The 17,609-nt window shown below is 75.1% G+C and carries 12 protein-coding genes; 10 read left to right on the forward strand and 2 right to left on the reverse strand.

Going from position 1 to position 17,609, the window contains the following annotated elements:
- Positions 1–258: 258 nt before the first annotated feature.
- Entirely contained in the window at positions 259–4,092 is a 3,834-nt protein-coding gene (locus ACIQBJ_RS28940; protein WP_400716276.1) for a beta-N-acetylglucosaminidase domain-containing protein, read from the forward strand.
- A 100-nt stretch (positions 4,093–4,192) separates the two neighbouring features.
- Here ACIQBJ_RS28940 and ACIQBJ_RS28945 read toward each other — a convergent pair whose 3' ends face one another.
- Positions 4,193–4,807, reverse strand: a complete 615-nt coding sequence (locus tag ACIQBJ_RS28945) for an HNH endonuclease (RefSeq protein WP_400716278.1) — start codon at positions 4,805–4,807, stop codon at positions 4,193–4,195.
- A 287-nt stretch (positions 4,808–5,094) separates the two neighbouring features.
- On the opposite strand from ACIQBJ_RS28945, the gene ACIQBJ_RS28950 reads away from it, so the two are divergent.
- The 7 genes from ACIQBJ_RS28950 to ACIQBJ_RS28980 all read left to right on the forward strand — a co-directional run bounded on the left by ACIQBJ_RS28950 (position 5,095) and on the right by ACIQBJ_RS28980 (position 13,235).
- Entirely contained in the window at positions 5,095–6,162 is a 1,068-nt protein-coding gene (locus ACIQBJ_RS28950; RefSeq protein ID WP_400716280.1) for a mechanosensitive ion channel family protein, read from the forward strand.
- Between the two features lie 174 nt (positions 6,163–6,336).
- Positions 6,337–7,527, forward strand: a complete 1,191-nt coding sequence (locus ACIQBJ_RS28955) for an ROK family transcriptional regulator (RefSeq protein WP_400716282.1) — start codon at positions 6,337–6,339, stop codon at positions 7,525–7,527.
- Positions 7,528–7,650: 123 nt separating this feature from the next.
- A complete protein-coding gene (locus ACIQBJ_RS28960) occupies positions 7,651–8,994 on the forward strand; it encodes an ABC transporter substrate-binding protein (RefSeq protein ID WP_400716348.1) in 1,344 nt (447 codons plus the stop codon).
- A 10-nt stretch (positions 8,995–9,004) separates the two neighbouring features.
- Positions 9,005–9,961 carry a carbohydrate ABC transporter permease gene (locus ACIQBJ_RS28965; RefSeq protein ID WP_400716284.1) on the forward strand — a complete coding sequence of 319 codons (957 nt, stop codon included), beginning with the start codon at positions 9,005–9,007 and terminating at the stop codon, positions 9,959–9,961.
- A 4-nt stretch (positions 9,962–9,965) separates the two neighbouring features.
- Positions 9,966–10,859, forward strand: a complete 894-nt coding sequence (locus tag ACIQBJ_RS28970; RefSeq protein ID WP_400716286.1) for a carbohydrate ABC transporter permease — start codon at positions 9,966–9,968, stop codon at positions 10,857–10,859.
- Positions 10,859–12,148: a 6-phospho-beta-glucosidase gene (locus ACIQBJ_RS28975; RefSeq protein WP_400716288.1), complete on the forward strand. Its 1,290-nt coding sequence runs from the start codon at positions 10,859–10,861 to the stop codon at positions 12,146–12,148. The genes ACIQBJ_RS28970 and ACIQBJ_RS28975 overlap by 1 nt, the downstream gene beginning before the upstream one ends.
- Positions 12,149–12,215: 67 nt before the next feature.
- Positions 12,216–13,235, forward strand: coding sequence for an N-acetylglucosamine kinase (locus ACIQBJ_RS28980; protein ID WP_400716290.1), 1,020 nt, complete (start codon positions 12,216–12,218; stop codon positions 13,233–13,235).
- 154 nt (positions 13,236–13,389) lie between these two features.
- Here ACIQBJ_RS28980 and ACIQBJ_RS28985 read toward each other — a convergent pair whose 3' ends face one another.
- A complete protein-coding gene (locus tag ACIQBJ_RS28985; protein WP_400716292.1) occupies positions 13,390–14,718 on the reverse strand; it encodes a M64 family metallopeptidase in 1,329 nt (442 codons plus the stop codon).
- Between the two features lie 124 nt (positions 14,719–14,842).
- Between ACIQBJ_RS28985 and ACIQBJ_RS28990 the strand changes: the two genes are divergently transcribed.
- Complete coding sequence (locus ACIQBJ_RS28990; RefSeq protein ID WP_400716294.1) at positions 14,843–16,327, forward strand: helix-turn-helix domain-containing protein; 1,485 nt, start codon at positions 14,843–14,845, stop codon at positions 16,325–16,327.
- A 69-nt stretch (positions 16,328–16,396) separates the two neighbouring features.
- Positions 16,397–17,500, forward strand: a complete 1,104-nt coding sequence (locus tag ACIQBJ_RS28995) for a MerR family transcriptional regulator (protein ID WP_400716296.1) — start codon at positions 16,397–16,399, stop codon at positions 17,498–17,500.
- Positions 17,501–17,609: the final 109 nt, after the last annotated feature.

Here is a 17,609-nt window from a genome sequence, read left to right on the forward strand (position 1 = left end):
GCCACAGTCCTACCCGCGCCGCCGCTCCCCGACCCCGACCGACACGGCCCGCCCCCGACCCCGGTCGGGTGAACCCGCCCCCGTCCGGTTGCCGGGCCGGCCGACCCGCGGGCGCAATGCCCCATATCGGGCATAGCCGCCAAGCTCGTTGACAGCGGCGCGGGGAGCTGGTGGGCTGGGCGGGCCGGAATGCCGAGGGGGCTCGGGGTGGCCCGGCGGGGGGCCGTTGAGCTGGGTTTTTCGGGCGAGGAGGCTCCGGTGCGGGCGCGGGTGTCGGAGATGGCGGGGCGTCGGCTGCGGCAGCGGTGGGAGCAGAGCGCGGCCCTGCGCGAGGTGGTGGAGCATCCGGCGGCGCTGGCCGCCCGGCGGGCGGTGGCCCGGACGGCGCGGCAGGTCGCGCCGCGGACCGCGGACCGCCTGATCGCCGATCTGAAGGGCACCGTCCCGCTGCTGCCCGGGGTGCGCGCCGAGCGCCGGGCGGGCCCCCGGGGCCGGTCGCTGCGGCTGGCCGCCACGCTCTCCGCGGCGGCCGTGGTCGGCGGCCTGCTGGTCCCCGCGCAGTCCTTCGCGGTCGGCCGGGACGGCGGGTACGGGGCCGCCCGGCTGCTGGCCGCGGACGCCGACCGCGACGACCTGGTGGCGCCGGCCGAACCCCCGCTGCCGCTGGGTTCGCTGACGGACCCCCAGGTCTTCCCGCGCCCGCAGCAGCTGCGGGCCGGCGGGCAGGCCGTGGTGGTGCCGCACCGGGTGACGGTGGTGCTCGCCGACAGCGCGGACGGCCCGGCCGCCGACGCGGTGCGCGGGCTGCTGACGCGGGCGGGCGCGCAGGAGGTGGTGACGGCGGAGCGGGCGCCGGACGTCCCGGCCGCCGGTTCGCTGGTGGTGTTCCTCGGGGGCCCGCACGAGGGCGCCGGCGGGGCGACCGACCGGGCGCTGCGGCAGCTCGCCGCGGCGGCCGGGCTGAAGGACACCGAGGTGCCGGGGCTGGCGGGCCTGCCCTCGGGCGGGTACCTGCTGGCGGCCGGGCGGCTGCCCGCCCCGGGCGGCGCGTACGGGGCGGTGGTGCTGGCGGGCGCGGACGGCGCGGGCACCTTCTACGCGGCGCAGAGCCTGGCCCAGCTGCTGTCCCCGGTCGGGCCGGGGCAGGGGCAGGGCGGCGAGGGCGACAAGGGTTTCCCGGGCGTGCTGGTGCGGGACTGGCCGAGCGGCGCGCCGGTCCGCGGCACCGCGGAGGCGTTCTTCGGCGCGCCGTGGAGCGCGGAGCAGCGGCTGGCCGCGGTGGACTTCCTGGGCCGGACCAAGCAGAACTTCTTCCTGTACGCACCGGGCGGCGACCCGTACCGCTCGCAGCGCTGGCGCGAGCCCTACCCGGCGGCGCGGGAACGGGAGTTGACCGAGCTGGCGGCCCGGGCCCGGGACAACCACGTGACCCTGGGGTACTCGCTGGCCCCGGCGCAGAACTTCTGCTTCTCCTCCGCCAAGGACGTCGACGCGCTGGTCGCCAAGCTCGACGGGCTGCGGCAGCTGGGCTTCCGGGCCTTCCAGTTGGACTTCCTGAACGTGTCCTACGACGAGTGGCACTGCGGCACCGACCGGCGGAAGTTCGGGACCGGCCCGGTGGCCGCGGTGAAGGCGCAGGCCCAGCTGGTGGCGGCGGTGCAGCGGCGGCTGGTCGCGCCGCACCCGGAGCTGGCGCCGCTGGCGGTGGTGCCGACGGAGTACCAGAAGCAGGGGTCGACGCCGTACCGGGCGGCGCTGGCGGCGGCGCTGCCCGCCGAGGTGCGGGTGGTGTGGAGCGGCGGCGCGGTGATCCCGCAGCAGGTGACGGGGGCCCAACTGGCCGAGACCGCAGGACTGTTCCGGCGCCCGCTGGTGACGCTGGACAACTACCCGGCCAACGACTCGACGCCGGACCGGCTGTTCCTGGACGGCTACCGCGGCCGCGAGCCGGAGGTCGCCACCCGCTCGGCGGTGCTGCTGACCTCGGCGATGAGCCGGCCGGTGGCGTCCCGGCTGCCGCTGGCCACGGCCGCGGACTTCGGCTGGCAGCCGGACGGGTACCGGCCCGAGCAGTCGCAGGCGGCCGCGCTGCGGCTGCTCACCGCCGGTCCCGCGCAGCGGGCCGCGGCGGCGGCGCTGGCCGGCAACTCGGCGTCCTCGCCGCTCGGCGGCAAGGAGTCCGCCTACCTGGCGCCGCTGCTGGACCGGTTCTGGGCGGCGGCCGAGCCGGCGGCCGGCGCGCCGGTGGACCCGGCCGGGCCGGCGGCGGCCGCGCAGCCGCTGCGCGAGGCGTTCTCGGTGATGGCGGACGCCCCGGCGACGCTGGCCGGCGACCCGCTGGCGGCCGACGCCGCGCCGTGGCTGGCCCGGCTGTCGGCGTACGGCGCGGCGGGCCGGGCGGCGCTGGACATGCTGCTGGCGCAGCACGCCGGCGACGGCACGGCGGCCTGGCGGGCCCGGCTGGAGCTGGGCCGGCAGCGGGCGGTGCTGGAGCAGAACCCGGTGACGGTCGGCAAGGGCGTGCTGGACGCGTTCCTGGACCGGGCGGCGAAGTCCGCCGACACCTGGTCGGGCATCACGGCGGGCGCGGCGCCGACCACCTCGCTGGGCACCGCGCACGACCACGGCCCGGCGCTGATGGCGGACGGCTCGCAGCAGACCTTCTACTGGTCCTCGGCGCCGCCGCAGGTCGGCGACAGCTTCGGCCTGGACCTGGGCACGGCGCGGCCACTGGGCTCGGTGACGGTGCTGATGGGCTCCTGGGGCGACGACCCGGACGCCGGGGCGGCGGCCGACGACTACCTGCACGACGGGGTGCTGGAGTACTTCAGCGGCTCCGGCGGCTGGCAGCGGCTGGCGACGGTGCACGAGCAGCGCAGCGTCAGCGTGACGGCCCCGGCGGGCACGGTGGCGAAGGCGGTGCGGCTGCGCGCCACCGGGGGGCAGCAGGGCGCCGTGGCGGTGCGCGAGTTCACCGCCGCCGCGCCGGACGCGGTGGACGCCGCGGTGTCCGGCCCGCCCGCGCTGCCGGGCTCCTCGCCGGACGCGGTGCTCTCCGGCGACCCGGACTCGGCGTTCCGGGCGGCGGCCCCGCCGGCGGCGGGCGACGCCCCGCTGACGGTGGAGCTGGGCGCGGCCCGTCCGCTGGACCGGCTGACGGTGCTGACCGATCCGGCGGTGCGGGCCGAGGCGGTGGCGCAGGTCCGCCGCCCGGACGGCAGCTGGGCGGCGCTGGGCGCGGTCCGGCCGGGCTACAACGAGCTGCGGGCCGACGGCGGTCCGGTGGACGCGTTCCGGCTGGTCTGGCAGCCCGGCGGCGAGGCGCCGGTGGTGAACCAGGTGATCCCCTGGTACGCGGACGTCCCGGCGGCCCGGGTGACGCTGGCCGATCCGACGCTGGACGTGGTGGCGGGCGCGGCGGTCCCGGCGCAGACCCGGGCGACCGTGGAGTCGGGCCGGGCGGACGCGCTGACCGGCGCGCTGACCGCGGAGGTGCCGCCGCTGGCCAGGGGCCTGGCGGTGGTTCCGGCCCCGGCGGTGACGGTGCCGCGCGGCGGCCGGGTGGGCGCGCCGGTGCTGGTCACGGCGGCGGCCGGGACGCCCTCGGGCACCTACCGGGTGCCGCTGGTGTTCACCGGCGGCGGGCTGACGGTCCGCCAGGAGCTGCTGGTGCACGTGGTCCCGCCGACCGGCGGCCCGGACCTGGCGCGGGGCGCGAGCGCCTCGTCCTCGGGCGACGCCTCGGCGAAGGGCCCGGCCTCGGCGGTGGCGGACGGCGACCCGAAGTCCGCCTGGACGGCGCCGGCCCAGGACGACGCCTGGGTGCAGCTGCGGCTGCCGCAGCCGGTCCGGCTGGGGTCGGCGGTGCTGCGCTGGGGTGCCTCGTACGCCTCCGGGTACCGGGTGGAGACCTCGGCGGACGGCGTGGAGTGGACCACCGTCGCGGTGGTGGAGAACGGGCAGGGCGGCACCGAGACGGTGCGCTTCGACGCCCCGGACGTCCGCTACCTGCGGGTGCAGGGCATCAGCCGGGCCTCCCGGTACGGGTACGCGCTGGCCGGGATCGAGCTGTACGCGGTGCCGGGGCCCTGAGCGGCCGGGTGCGCGGCGGGCCGCCGGCGCTCCCGCTGCGGAGTGCGCCGGCGGCCCATGAGGCGTACCGAGGTGTGGTGTCGGGCAGGCCCTTGTCGGTTCAGGCGGAGAGCGGGGCGTGCTGCTCGCCGCGGCGGACGGGACGGGGACGGACCGGGGCCGGGACCGCGGCCTCGGGGTGCTCGTGGAACTCGACGAACTCGCGGAACTGTTCGAGGCCGCCGTACGGCTCCAGGTAGGGCCGCCAGCGCGGGTCCTTGATCCCGGTGCCGATGACCCGCCAGGCCAGGCCGCTGGGGGCGGCCGGGGCCCGCTTCATCCGCCAGCCGAGGTCGGCGAGGTGCCGGTCGGCCTTGGTGTGGTTGCAGCGGCGGCAGGCCGCCACCACGTTGTCCCAGCGGTGCTGGCCGCCCCGGCTGCGCGGGATGACGTGGTCCACGCTGGTGGCGGCGGCCCCGCAGTACACGCACCGACCGTGGTCGCGGGCGAACAGCGCCCGCCTGGTCAGCGGTACGGGGCCGCGGTAGGGGACCCGCACGAAGCGGGTCAGTTTGACGACGGACGGTGCCTGGACGGCACCGGTGGCGCTGTGCAGTGTGGTGCCCGCATCCTCCAGGGCGATCGCCTTGTGGTTGAGGACGAGGATGAGGGCGCGTCGCATCGGGACGACGCCGAGTGGCTCGTACGACGCGTTGAGGACAAGGACATGCGGCACGGGGCCTCCTTGGACGCCTGCGGCGCGTGGCTCGCGCCGAGTCGAGCGGGGCGATCGTGGCCCGTGCGGGACGCGATCTCCCTCAGTGTCGCCTTACGCCGTCGTACGACGCCACCATTTCTCCGTGAACGGGCCGCGCGGGTGCGGTGATCGCGCGCGGTCCGCCATAGCCGGTATGCCCAGCTCGGGGCCGTCCTGCACGTACCGTGCGGGGGTCGGCGCACAGGGTGGCCGGAGCCGCCCGGTGGGCCGTCCGGGCGGGTGAACGGGCTCGCTACAGTGGGGCGATGCTCGACGATTCCACTCCCGGCGCCGCGACGCCGACGTTCACCCTGCCGACCAGCGCCGCCGACGTGACCGACACCACCCGGCAGGCGGCCGGCTGGCTGGACGACAACTGGCAGGGCTGGTTGGTCAACGGGCTGCGGATCGTGTTCGTCCTGGCGCTGGCGCTGGTGCTGCGGGCGGTGGTCCGGAAGGTCATCGACAAGCTGGTGGCCCGGATGGGGCGGCCCGCGGAGCACGAGAGCGACCACGGGGTGCTGGGCGGGCTGCTGGCCAACAGCGGGGTGGTCAACACCGAGCGGCGCCAGCAGCGCTCCGAGGCGATCGGCTCGGTGCTGCGCTCGGTGGCCTCGTTCTCGATCATGGGCACCGCCTCGCTGATGGCGCTGTCGGTGCTCGGCGTGGACCTGGCCCCGCTGCTGGCCTCGGCCGGCGTGGCCGGCGTGGCGATCGGCTTCGGCGCCCGGAACCTGGTCACCGACTTCCTGTCCGGCGTCTTCATGATCATGGAGGACCAGTACGGCGTCGGCGACGAGATCGACACCGGGGTGGCCACCGGCACCGTGCTGGAGGTCGGCCTGCGGGTCACCAAGCTGCGCGGCGCGGGCGGCGAGATCTGGTACATCCGCAACGGCGAGGTGAAGCGGATCGCCAACATGAGCCAGGGCTGGGGCACCGCCACGGTCGACGTCCAGGTCGGGTACAAGGAGGACCTGGAGCGGGTGCAGGCGCTGGTGCTGGAGACCGCCGAGCAGCTGTCCAAGGAGTCCCCGTTCGACGAGCTGATCTGGGGCCGGATCAAGGTGCTGGGCGTGGAGTCGGTGGCGGTGGACTCGGTGCAGATCCGGATCGAGGCCCGCTGCACGCCCGGCCGGACCGCCGAGGTGGCGCGGGCGCTGCGGCTGCGCCTGAAGGCGGCCTTCGACCTGGCCGGGGTGAAGCTCAAGGAGGAGGCGGCGGCGGTCGTCCCGGCCCAGGCCGCCGCGCCGGAGGTGCTGCCGCCGTCCGCGCTGGCCGATCCGAACTCGGTGCGCTCGCTGGCGACCAAGCCGATACCGAACCAGCTGTAGCGGCACCGCCGCGTGCACGACCTCCGCAGACGGCAGGGCCCGGGACGTTCTCCCCGTGCCCTGCCGTCTGCTTTCCGGTAACGAACGCGTCTCCGACCGTTGACATCGCCGCCCCGTGATTGGAAACTTTCCTAACAGTTGGCCGCAGGCGCTCACGCAGAGGAGGATCGGGCCGTGACCACCCGAAACGCACCCCGTTCCCCACTGGCCGGCACGCCGAGCCTGCTGCGGGCCATCAACGACCGCGCCGCGCTGGAGCTGCTGCTCGCCCACGGTCCGCTGTCCCGGACCGGGATCGGCAGCCTGACCGGGCTCTCCAAGCCGACCGCCTCCCAGCTGCTGGCCCGGCTGGAGGCCGCCGGACTGGTGGTGCCGGTCGGCACCACGGCCGGCGGGCCCGGGCCCAACGCCCAGCTCTACCAGGTCAACCCGGCCGCCGGGTACGTCGCGGGCCTGGACGTCACCAGCACCTCGGTGCGGGTCGCGGTCGCCGACATCACCGGCGTGACGCTGGCCGAGCACCGGGTCGCCACCAAGGGCTGGCCGGCCGCCGCCACCGTCCCGCAGGTCGCCGAGGCGGTCGCCGAGACCGTCCGCCGGGCCCAGCTCGCCCCGGGCGCGCTGCGCGAGGTGGTGATCGGGATCGGCGGCGCGCCGGACCCGGTGACCGGCAAGCTCCGCTACGCCGCGCACCTGCCGGGCTGGCACTCGCCCCGGCTGGCCGAGGAGCTGGCGGCGGCGATCGGCGCGCCGGTGTCCTTCGAGAACGACGTCAACCTGGCCGCGGTGGCCGAGCAGTCCGGCGGCGCCGCGACCGACTGCGAGGACTTCGTGCTGCTCTGGGCCGAGGAGGGCGTCGGCGCGGCCATCGTGCTGGCCGGGCGCCTGCACCGGGGCTTCACCGGCGGCGCCGGCGAGGTCGGCTACATGCCGGTGCCGGACGCCCCCGCCAAGCTGAAGTCCCGGCAGAAGGTGACCGGCGGCTACCAGGACCTGGTCGGCGACCCGGCCGTGCTGGCGCTGGCCCGCCGGCACGGGCTGCGCGGCACCGACGCCGCCCAGGTGGTGGCCGACGCGCTGGCCGCCCCCGCGGGCGACGCCTTCCTGGCCGAACTGGCCGAACGGCTGGCGGTCGGGCTCGCGGTGATCGCCTCGGTGGTCGACCCGGAGCTGATCGTGCTGTCCGGCGCCACCCCCACGGCCGGCGGCGAACGCCTCCGGGAGCTGGTCCAGGAGGCGCTGGGCCGGATGTCCATCCCGCGGCCCGAGGTGCGGCTGTCCGCCGTGCCCGGCCCGCCCGTCCTGACCGGCGCGCTGCAGCGCGCGCTGGCCACCGCCCGGGACGCCCTGTTCAGCACGCACTGACCGTTCACTCCGCCCTGCTCCACTGATCCGATGCACGCCGTCCCCGCTCCCGTCCCCCCGCAGGGGTCGCCGGGCCATGCCGCCCTGCCCCCGCACCCTCGCAAGGAGAGCAACACCGTGGACCTGACCCGCAGATACCGCCGGCCGCTGGCCGCGCTCACCGCCGCCGTCTGCACCGCTCTGCTGGCCTCCGCCTGCACCGGCACCAACGCGGCCGGCGGGGACGACGAGTCCGCCTCCGGCAAGGACGTCACCATCACCTTCTGGCACGGCTGGAGCCAGGACAACGAGGTGAAGGCGATCAACGACAACGTCGCCGCCTTCGAGAAGGCCCACCCGAACATCCACGTCAAGGTGGTCGGGAACATCGCGGACGACAAGAGCGACCAGGCGCTGCGCGCGGGCGGACCGGACGCGCCGGACGTGGTCTCCTCCTTCACCACCGACAACGTCGGCAAGTTCTGCTCCTCGCACGTGTGGGCGGACCTCGGGCCGATGCTGAAGAAGGACGGCATCGACCCGGCCAAGACCTTCCCGGCCGCGATGCTCAAGTACAGCCAGTACGAGGGCAACCAGTGCTCGCTGCCGCTGCTCGGCGACGCCTACGGCCTGTACTGGAACAAGACCATGTTCGCGGCCGCCGGGTACACCCAGCCGCCGAAGACCTTCAGCGAGTTCGCCGAGATGGCGGCCCGGCTGACCACCCCCGACGGCGACTCGTACAAGCAGCTCGGCTTCATGCCGAACTACCACGGCTACGAGACCTCGATCGCGCACTACCTGGGCCAGTACGGCTCGACCTACTTCGGCGCCGACGGCAAGTCCAACGTGGCCACCGACCCGACCGTGGCGGCCGGGCTGACCTGGCAGAAGTCGCTGGTCGACAAGCTCGGCGGGTTCGAGAAGCTGGAGAAGTACCGGACCACCTTCGGCGACGAGTTCAGCGCCAAGAACCCGTTCACCGCCGGGCAGGTGGCGATGAGCCTGGACGGCGAGTGGCGGACCGCCTCGCTGGCCGAGGACAAGCCGGACTTCGAGTGGGCGACCGCGCCGTTCCCGGTGCCGGACGACCAGGCGGCGACCTACGGCCGCGGCTACCAGACCGGCACCATCATCGGCATCGCCAGCGGCTCCAAGAAGCGCACCGCGTCCTGGGAGTTCGTCAAGTTCCTGACCACCGACACCGACGCGGTGGTGTCCTTCGCCAACGCGATCCACAACGTGCCCAGCACGCTGGCCGCGCTGGACTCGCCGAAGCTGGACGCCGACCAGAACTTCCGCACCTTCATCGACATCGCCAAGAACCCGAACTCCTCGACCACCCCGGCGAGCGTGAACGGCGGCGCCTACCAGGTCTCGCTGCAGAACCTCAGCTTCGAGGTCGAGGCCGGCCGGAAGAACGACCTCAAGGCGGGCCTCGCGGCCACCGCCAAGGAGATCGACGACGCCGTCAACCAGGCGAAGTGACGCGGACGCCATGGCACTCGTGAGCTCCACCGTCCCGCCGGCGCTGCGCAGGAAGCGCCGGCGGGAGCGGGCCAGGACCCTGGCCTTCCTCTCCCCCTGGCTGATCGGCTTCGGCTTCTTCTTCCTCTACCCGCTGGTCTCCACCGTCTACTTCTCGTTCACGCACTACGACGGGTTCCTGGCGCCGACCTTCTCCGGCTTCCAGAACTGGGACTTCGTCTTCACCAAGTACCCGGCGTTCTGGCAGGGCCTGGGGAACACGCTCTGGCTGGTCGTGGTGATGGTCACCCTGCGGGTGGCGTTCGGCCTCGGCGTCGGCCTGCTCATCACCAAGGTGAAGTCCGGCGCCGGGTTCTTCCGGACCGCCTTCTACCTGCCGTACCTGGCCCCGCCGGTGGCCGCCACGATGGCCTTCGCCTTCCTGCTCAACCCCGGCACCGGCCCGGTCAACCACCTGCTGGGCGAGCTCGGCCTGCCGCAGCCCGGCTGGTTCACCGACCCGTCCTGGTCGAAGCCGGCCCTGACCATGCTGGCCATGTGGGGCATCGGCGACCTGATGGTGATCTTCATGGCGGCGTTGCTGGACGTCCCCCGGGAGCAGTACGAGGCGGCCGAGCTGGACGGCGCGAGCGCCCTGCAGCGGTTCCGCTTCGTCACCCTGCCGAACATCTCGCCGATCGTGATGTTCGCCGTGGTCACCGGCGTGATCCAGACCATGCAGTACTACACCCAGGCGATCGTGGCCGGGAAGGTCGCCTCCGGCGTGATCGGCGGCTCCGGGCAGCAGTTCGAGTCCGGCTACCCGCACGGCTCCACCTGGACGCTGCCGCAGATGGTCTACAACCTCGGCTTCCAGCACCACGACTACGGCTCCGCCTGCGTCGTCGCCGTCATCCTGTTCGCCCTCTCGATGGCGTTCACCTCGCTCCTGCTGCGACGCAAGTCCGGCTTCCTGACGGAGGACTGATCCCGTGGCCGTCGCCTCCACCCTCCCCCGCCGGCGCCCCGCCGCGGCCTCCGCCGCCGAACGCACCGCCCGCCGCCGCACCGCCCTGAACTGGGTCGCGGTGCACTCGCTGGCGATCGCCGCCGCGCTGTTCTTCCTGCTGCCCTTCGTGTTCGTCTTCCTCACCTCGGTGATGACGGACAAGCAGGCGCTCACCTCCGACCTGTGGCCGCACCAGTGGCAGTGGTCGAACTTCGCCAAGGTGTGGAACACCGACGGCTTCCTGGTCTGGTGGCGCAACACCCTGCTGTACGCGGCGGCCGGCACCGCGCTGACCGTCGTCTCCAGCCTGCCGGTGGCCTACGCGCTCGCCAAGTTCCGCTTCCGCGGCCGCAACCTAGCCCTGATGGCGGTCGTCTCGATGATGATGCTGCCGCCGCAGGTCACCGTCATCCCGATGTACCTGTTCTGGGCGAAGCAGCTGCACCTGTCCGGCTCGCTCTGGCCGCTGATCATCCCGATGGCGTTCGGCGACGCCTTCTCGATCTTCCTGCTGCGCCAGTTCCTGCTGACCATCCCCAAGGAGTACATGGAGGCCGCCCGGATCGACGGCTGCGGCGAACTGCGCACCCTGCTGCGGGTGGTGCTGCCGATGGCGAAGCCCGCCATCGCCGCCGTCGCGCTGTTCCAGTTCTTCTACTGCTGGAACGACTACTTCGGGCCGCAGATCTACGCCTCCGAGAACCCGGGCGCCTGGACCCTCAGCTATGGCCTGGAGTCCTTCAAGGGCGCCCACCACACCAACTGGAACCTCACCATGGCGGCCACGCTGCTGGTGATGGCACCCGTGCTCGTTCTGTTCTTCTTCGCACAACGCGCCTTCATCGAGGGCGTCACACTGACAGGGGTCAAGGGCTGATGTCCGCACTGAAGCTGGCAATCGTCGGCGGTGGTTCCACCTACACACCGGAGTTGATCGACGGGTTCGCGCGGCTGCGCGACACCCTGCCGATCGGCGAACTCGTGCTGATCGACCCGGCCGCCGACCGGCTGGAGCTGATCGCCGGGCTGGCCCGCCGGATCTTCGCCAAGCAGGGGCACCCCGCGACCGTCTCCACCGCCACCGACGTCACGGCCGGCGTCCAGGGCGCCGACGCGGTGCTGCTGCAGCTGCGCGTCGGCGGCCAGGCCGCCCGCAACCAGGACGAGACCTGGCCGCTGGAGTGCGGCTGCGTCGGCCAGGAGACCACCGGCGCGGGCGGCCTCGCCAAGGCGCTGCGCACCGTCCCCGTGGTGCTGGACATCGCCGAGCAGGTCCGCCGGGCCAACCCGGACGCCTGGATCGTCGACTTCACCAACCCGGTCGGCATCGTCACCCGCGCCCTGCAGACCGCCGGGCACAAGGCCGTCGGCCTGTGCAACGTGGCGATCGGCTTCCAGCGCAAGTTCGCCGCCCACCTGGGCGTCGCCCCCGAGCTGGTCCGCCTCGACCACGTCGGCCTGAACCACCTCACCTGGGAGCGCGGCGTCACCCTGCTCGACGCCCCCGACGCCGCCACCGGCCGCGAGGTGCTGCCGCAGCTGCTCGCCGAGCACGGCGAGGAGATCGCCGCCGACCTGCACCTGCCCCGGCCGGTGATCGAGCGCCTCGGCGTCGTCCCCTCCTACTACCTGCGCTACTTCTACCAGCACGACCTGGTGGTGGAGGAGCTGAAGGTCAAGGGCTCGCGGGCCGCCGAGGTCTCCGCGATCGAGAAGCAGCTGCTGGAGATGTACGCCGACCCGGCCCTGGACACCAAGCCGGAACTGCTCGGCAAGCGCGGCGGCGCGTTCTACTCCGAGGCCGCCGTCCAGCTGATCGCCTCGCTGCTCGGCACCGACGGCCGCACCACCGTGCAGGTGGTCAACACCCGCAACGACGGCGTGCTGCCGTTCCTGCCCGACGACGCGGTGATCGAGGTCCCCGCCGAGGTCGACGCGGCCGGCGTCCGCCCGCTGGCGCAGCGCCCGGTCGAGCCGCTGTACGCGGGCCTGATCGCCAACGTCACCGCGTACGAGCACCTGGCGCTGGACGCCGCGCTCAAGGGCGGCCGGGACCGGGTCTTCGACGCGCTGCTGGCGCACCCGCTGGTCGGCCAGCTGGACCTGGCCGAGCAGCTCACCGACCGGCTGCTCGCCCACAACCGCGACCACCTGGCCTGGGCGTGACCCCCGCCATGCGCACCCGCTCCACCATCCGCACCACCACCGGGCACCACCAGAGGGGGGCCGGCCGATGAGCCACGCCGAACACCTGCCCGGCGTCCTCGCGATAGACGCCGGCAACAGCAAGACCGACCTCGCGCTGGTCTCCGCCGAGGGCCGGGTGCTGGCCACCGCCCGCGGCGGCGGCTTCCAGCCGCAGATCACCGGCGCGGCGGGCGCCGTCGGCGCGCTGGCGCCGCTGGTCGCCGACCTGGCCCGGCAGGCCGGGGTGGACCTGCAGCCCGGCGGCCGCCCGCTGACCAGCCACGTCAGCGCCTGCCTGGCCAACGCCGACCTGCCGGTCGAGGAGCAGCAGCTGCACGCGGCGATCACCGCGCACGGCTGGGCGCCGTCCGCGTACGTCGCCAACGACACCTTCGGGCTGCTGCGGGCCGGCACCGACGGCCCCGAGGGGGTGGCCGTGGTGTGCGGCGCCGGGATCAACTGCGTCGGCCTGCGGCCGGACGGGCGCACCGCCCGCTGGCCCGCGCTCGGCGAGCTGACCGGCGACTGGGGCGGCGGCGGCGGGCTGGCCCGCGCCGCGATGTGGCACGCCGCCCGGGCCGAGGACGGCCGCGGCGGGCCGACCCTGCTCTCCGCGATGATCGGCGCGCACTTCGGGGTGGCCGGCGCCAACGCGCTGGCCGAGGCGGTGCACCTGGGGCGGATCGAGGAGTCCCGGCTGCACGAGGTGGCGCAGGTGCTGTTCGCCGCGGCCGAGGCCGGCGACGCGACCGCGCTGCGGCTGGTCGACCGGCAGGCCGACGAGGTGGCCCGGCTGGCGGTGATCGCGCTGACCCGGCTGGAGCTGCTGGAGCGCCCCGTCCCGGTGGTGCTCGGCGGCGGCGTGCTGGCGTCCCGTCAGCCGCTGCTGCTCGACAACGTGCTGGCCCGGCTGGCCGAGGCGGCGCCGCTCGCCGAGCCGCGCGTGGTGGTCGCCCCGCCGGTGCTCGGCGCGGCCCTGCTGGGCCTGGACCACCTGGCCGCCGACCCGGACGCGCACCACCGGCTGCGCGACGCCTACCTGACGGACCGTCCGGTCGCCGCCTGACGGGCCGTCACCACCTGACCCGCCGTCGGCGGGAGCCCCGGGGTACCGCACATACCCCGCCCCGCTCCCGCCGACGGCGTTCGGCGTTCCCGGCGGCTCGGCGCTCCGGGTCCTTGGACGGGGCGACCGGGCGACCGGGCGGCCCGGCGGGGTGTCAGCGGGTCAGGTCCCAGTCGAGGCTGTGGGTGAGCGCGGGCAGCAGGTCCGGGTCGATCACCGCCGGGGTGGGGTCGGTGGCGGTGGCGGTCAGCCGGTGGTGCAGCCACTTCGGGCCGGTCAGGTGCAGTGCGGCGAGGTCCGGGCGGGTGCGGCCGCGCAGGGCCGTCAGTTCGCGGCCGTCGAGGTACCAGCGCACGCGGGTGCCGGCGACCGGCAGGGCGATCTCGACGCGGTCGGCCGGGGTGAGCGTCCCGGTGGTCGGGGTGGTGCTGGTGAGGGTCGACGCGTAGCGGTAGAACCCGGCGATCATCGCCTCGCGGCCGGGCAGGCTGAACTCGCGGCCCAGCGACCGCATGATCGAGTTGTCGGTCGGCCGGTAGAGGCCGGTCGGGTAGTAGCCGCCGCCCTGGTAGGCGCCGACCGTGCCGCCGTCCGGCGAGGTCCGGCCGAGCCAGCGGTACCACTTGGTCCTCGCGCTCCGCATCCGGTCGGCCGTGAGCCCGCTGAGGTTGGCCTCGGCCGGCTCGGCCCCCGTGTACGGGCCCTGCCCGTCGTACCAGTACTCGTCGGCCAGGTGCCCCAGCGAGTGGCCGGTCTCGTGGACGGCGATCTGCCCCGACCGGTCGTTGCCGCCGGAGACGGTGGCGATGCCCGAGTAGCCGAGCGGGGAGACGAGGTCGTTGTAGCCGGCGCCGCCGTACTTGGTGCTGTTGGCGACCACCAGCACCAGGTCGGCCTGCGGGGCCCTGGCCGCGTAACGGTCGACGGCGTCGGTGTCGACGCACAGCAGGCGCTCGACGCCGCTGCACCAGAAGTAGGAGCCGAGCGCGGTGCGGCGGACCGTCGCCGGGTCCGGGTCGCCGGAGACGCCGGACTCCGCGGAGACCGCCTGCACCGCCCAGACGTTGAACAGGCCGCGGTAGCTCGCGTACGGCTCGACGGCCGAGATCTCCCGCCACTTGGCCGCCGCGTCGGTGAGGAACCTGCCCTGCTCGGCCGCGGTGTAGCCGTCGCCGACGACCACCAGGTCGAGCTTGGCGCCGGTCGGGCCGGCCTGGACGATCGGGGTGACCGTGCCGTCGACGCCGCCGACGCCGCCGACGGCGAGGGCGGCCGCGGGCGGGGCGGCGGTGAACGGCGAGCGGGCCGGGGCCTGGGCGCGGGAGATCGAGCCGTCCTCCCCGAATGCCTCGACCTGCCGGGTGGCCGCGGCAACCGACGGGCCCGCCGGGGCGGGGGCGGCGACGGCCGGTCGGGCGAGGCCGGCGCCGGTGAGCGCGAGTACCGCGCCCAGGGCCAGCGCGGCGAGACTTCTGGTGCGCACGGTGAAACTCCCGTCGATCGACGTTAAATTGAGGGATAATCAGAATTACGTGCCGAGTTAATGTAGGGCATCGTCGCGTCCCCGACAACGGGTCGGGGCCCGGCGGACGGCGGAAGGGCAGGCCATGACCGAGGAGACCGGGACGACCGGGGAGGCCGGGACGACCGGGACGACCGGGGAGGCCGGGACGACCGGGCCCGACGACGCCGTCGGGCAGCGCGTCCAGCGGCTCAGGCGCGCGCGCGGCCTCACCCAGCGCGCGCTCGCCGAACCCGTCTGCACCGCCGCGTACGTCTCCACCCTGGAGGCCGGCCGGGCCAACCCGTCCGAAGCCGTCCTGCGCCACCTCGCCGAGCGCCTCGGCGTCGGCTACGACGAACTCGCCACCGGCCGCCCCGCCCACCTCGCCACCGAACTCAACCTCGCGCTCACCGAGGCCCAGGGCGCACTCGCCACCGGCGACGTCGAGGAGGCCGCCGACCGCTTCGCCGACGTCCTGGAACGCGCCGCGCGGCACGACCTCCCGGCCGTCCGCCCCGCCGCCCTGCTCGGCCTCGGCGAGTGCGCCCTGGAGAGCGGCCGGCTGGCCGACGCCCGGCGGCACTTCGAGGCGGTCGAACAGCTCCGGGGGGACCAGCCGCTGCCCCGCCGGGCGGCAGCCGTCCGGGGCCGGGCCGTCGCCCACCTGCTGGCCGGCGAACTGCGCTACGCCTGCTACCTGCTGGAGACCGAGATCGACCGGCTCAACGCCGCCGGCCTGCACGACCCGGACGCCCTGCTGCTGCTCTACTCCGCCGTCATCGGGCCCTACATGGACATGGGCGCCCACGCCCGCGCCGCCCAGGCCGCCGAACTCGCCCTCGCCCTCGCCCCGACCGCCACCGACCCCGCCCTGGTCGCCCACCTCCACCGCAGCGTCGCCCGCACCCTGATCGCCGAGGGCCGCACCGCCGAGGCCGACGCCTCCCTCGCCAAGGCCCAGGAGCTCTACCGGCGGCTGCGGCTGACCGGCGACCTCGCCAAGTGCCACTGGATGCGCGGCTACGTGCACGCCCAGGCCGACGACCTCGACCGGGCCGAGCAGAGCCTGCGCACGGCGCGCGACCTGCTGGCCAGCCGGCGGGCCGAACTCCTCATCCACCAGGTCGACGTGGAACTCGCCGACGTGCTGCGCCGCCGGGGCAGCCACCGCGCGGCCGAGGACCTGCTCACCGGCCTGCTCGCCCGCACCGGCCCCGACCCGGCGGACCCGGCGGGCCCGGGGGCGGCCCCCGAGCTGGGCGCGGTCCACGCCGGGGCCGCCCACCGCCTGCTCGGACTGCTCGCCGAGGACCGGGACGATCCGGCCGCCGCCGAGGAGCACTACGTCCGCGCGCTCTCGCTGCTGGAACGGGCCGGCGCGGCCGGCGACCTCGCCGACCTCTGCCGCCTCTTCGGCGACCTGCTGCGCCGGACCGGCCGGACCGAACTCGCCCTCGACGTCTACCGCACCGGGCTCGGGCACCGCGCGGCCCCCGGCACCACGACGCTCGGGCCCGCGCCCGCCGCCCCGCCGTTCGCCGCCGGCCTGCCGTTCACCGGCGGACCGGGCGCGGAGAATCGGGCTTGACCTTCCCCCTCGGGGAAGGCCCAGAGTCGGTGGGGCCGGGCCGCGCGGTCCGGTACGAGGAGGGCGGGGATGGAGCTGCTGACCATCGGGGCGTTCGCCCGGGCGGCCCGGCTGTCGCCGAAGGCCCTGCGGCTGTACGACGAGCTGGGGCTGCTGCGGCCCGCCGAGGTGGACCCGGTGTCGGGCTACCGGCGTTACGCCGCCGGGCAGTTGGAGCGGGCCCGGCTGGTGGCGTGGCTGCGCCGGCTCGGCATGCCGCTGGCCCGGATCAGGTCGGTGCTCGCCCTGGAGCCCGGTGCGGCGGCCGCGGAGGTCGCCGCGTACTGGGAGCGGGTGCGGGCCGAGACCGAGGCCCGCCGGGAGCTCGCCGCCTTCCTCGTCGACCACCTCTCGGGGAAGGACACCGCCATGGGGAACACGACGGGCACGCTGCGGGTCGAGTACGCGGCCGGATCGGACCGGGGCCTGGTGCGCGAGCGCAACGACGACTGCGCGTACGCCGGGCCGGGCCTGGTCGCGGTCGCCGACGGGATGGGCCCGCAGGGCGGCGGGCAGCAGGCCGGGGAGGCCGCGATCGCCGCGCTGCGCGGGCTCGAACCGCCCGCCGGCGAACTGCTGAACGCGCTGGAGGACGCGCTGGCCGGGCTGGACGCCGAGGTCGGCGCGGCGGGCGGGCTGCCGGGCGCGGGCACCACGCTGACGGCGGTGCTCTGGTCCGGTTCGCAGCTGGCGCTGGTGCACATCGGCGACTCCCGGGCCTACCTGCTGCGCGACGGCGGGCTGCTGCGGATCACCCACGACCACACCCTGGTCCAGTCGCTGGTCGACGAGGGCCGGCTGACCCTGGCGGAGGCCGCCTCGCACCCGCAGCGCACCCTGCTGGTGCGGGCGCTGACCGGCTCCGGCGACGGCCGCCCGGACGTCTCGCTGCACGGGGCCCGCCCGGGCGACCGCTACCTGCTGTGCTCCGACGGCCTGTCCCGCTGGGTCGCCGAGGAGCGGCTGCGGACCGTGCTGGCCGCGGCCGCCGACCCGGCGGAGGCCGTCCGGCGGCTGATCGCGCTGGCCCACGACGCGGGCGCGCCCGACAACGTCGCCTGCGCGGTGGCCGACGTGCTGCCCGGGGCGGACGGCCCGGACGGCACCGGCGGTTCGGACGGCGCCTCGGGGTGACGGTACGTCACGAAGCCGACAAGTTCCCGGCCCGGGTCTCGGTTGGGTGAACATTCCGCGCTGTTGTACGAGTTGCCCGTTCTGTCCGTTGAAGGGCGGAGCCCGGGGC

Origin of the sequence: Kitasatospora sp. NPDC088391, assembly GCF_044753345.1 — a bacterium.
In the GTDB taxonomy this organism is placed as follows: Bacteria; Actinomycetota; Actinomycetes; order Streptomycetales; family Streptomycetaceae; genus Kitasatospora.

Bases quoted from the DNA above. Each gene is read 5' to 3' on its own strand.
- ACIQBJ_RS28950 (WP_400716280.1), top strand. From the start codon at position 5,095: ATGCTCGACGATTCCACTCCCGGCGCCGCGACGCCGACGTTCACCCTG.
- ACIQBJ_RS28965 (WP_400716284.1), top strand. From the start codon at position 9,005: ATGGCACTCGTGAGCTCCACCGTCCCGCCGGCGCTGCGCAGGAAGCGC.
- ACIQBJ_RS28980 (WP_400716290.1), top strand. From the start codon at position 12,216: ATGAGCCACGCCGAACACCTGCCCGGCGTCCTCGCGATAGACGCCGGC.
- ACIQBJ_RS28975 (WP_400716288.1), top strand. From the start codon at position 10,859: ATGTCCGCACTGAAGCTGGCAATCGTCGGCGGTGGTTCCACCTACACA.
- ACIQBJ_RS28995 (WP_400716296.1), top strand. From the start codon at position 16,397: ATGGAGCTGCTGACCATCGGGGCGTTCGCCCGGGCGGCCCGGCTGTCG.
- ACIQBJ_RS28990 (WP_400716294.1), top strand. From the start codon at position 14,843: ATGACCGAGGAGACCGGGACGACCGGGGAGGCCGGGACGACCGGGACG.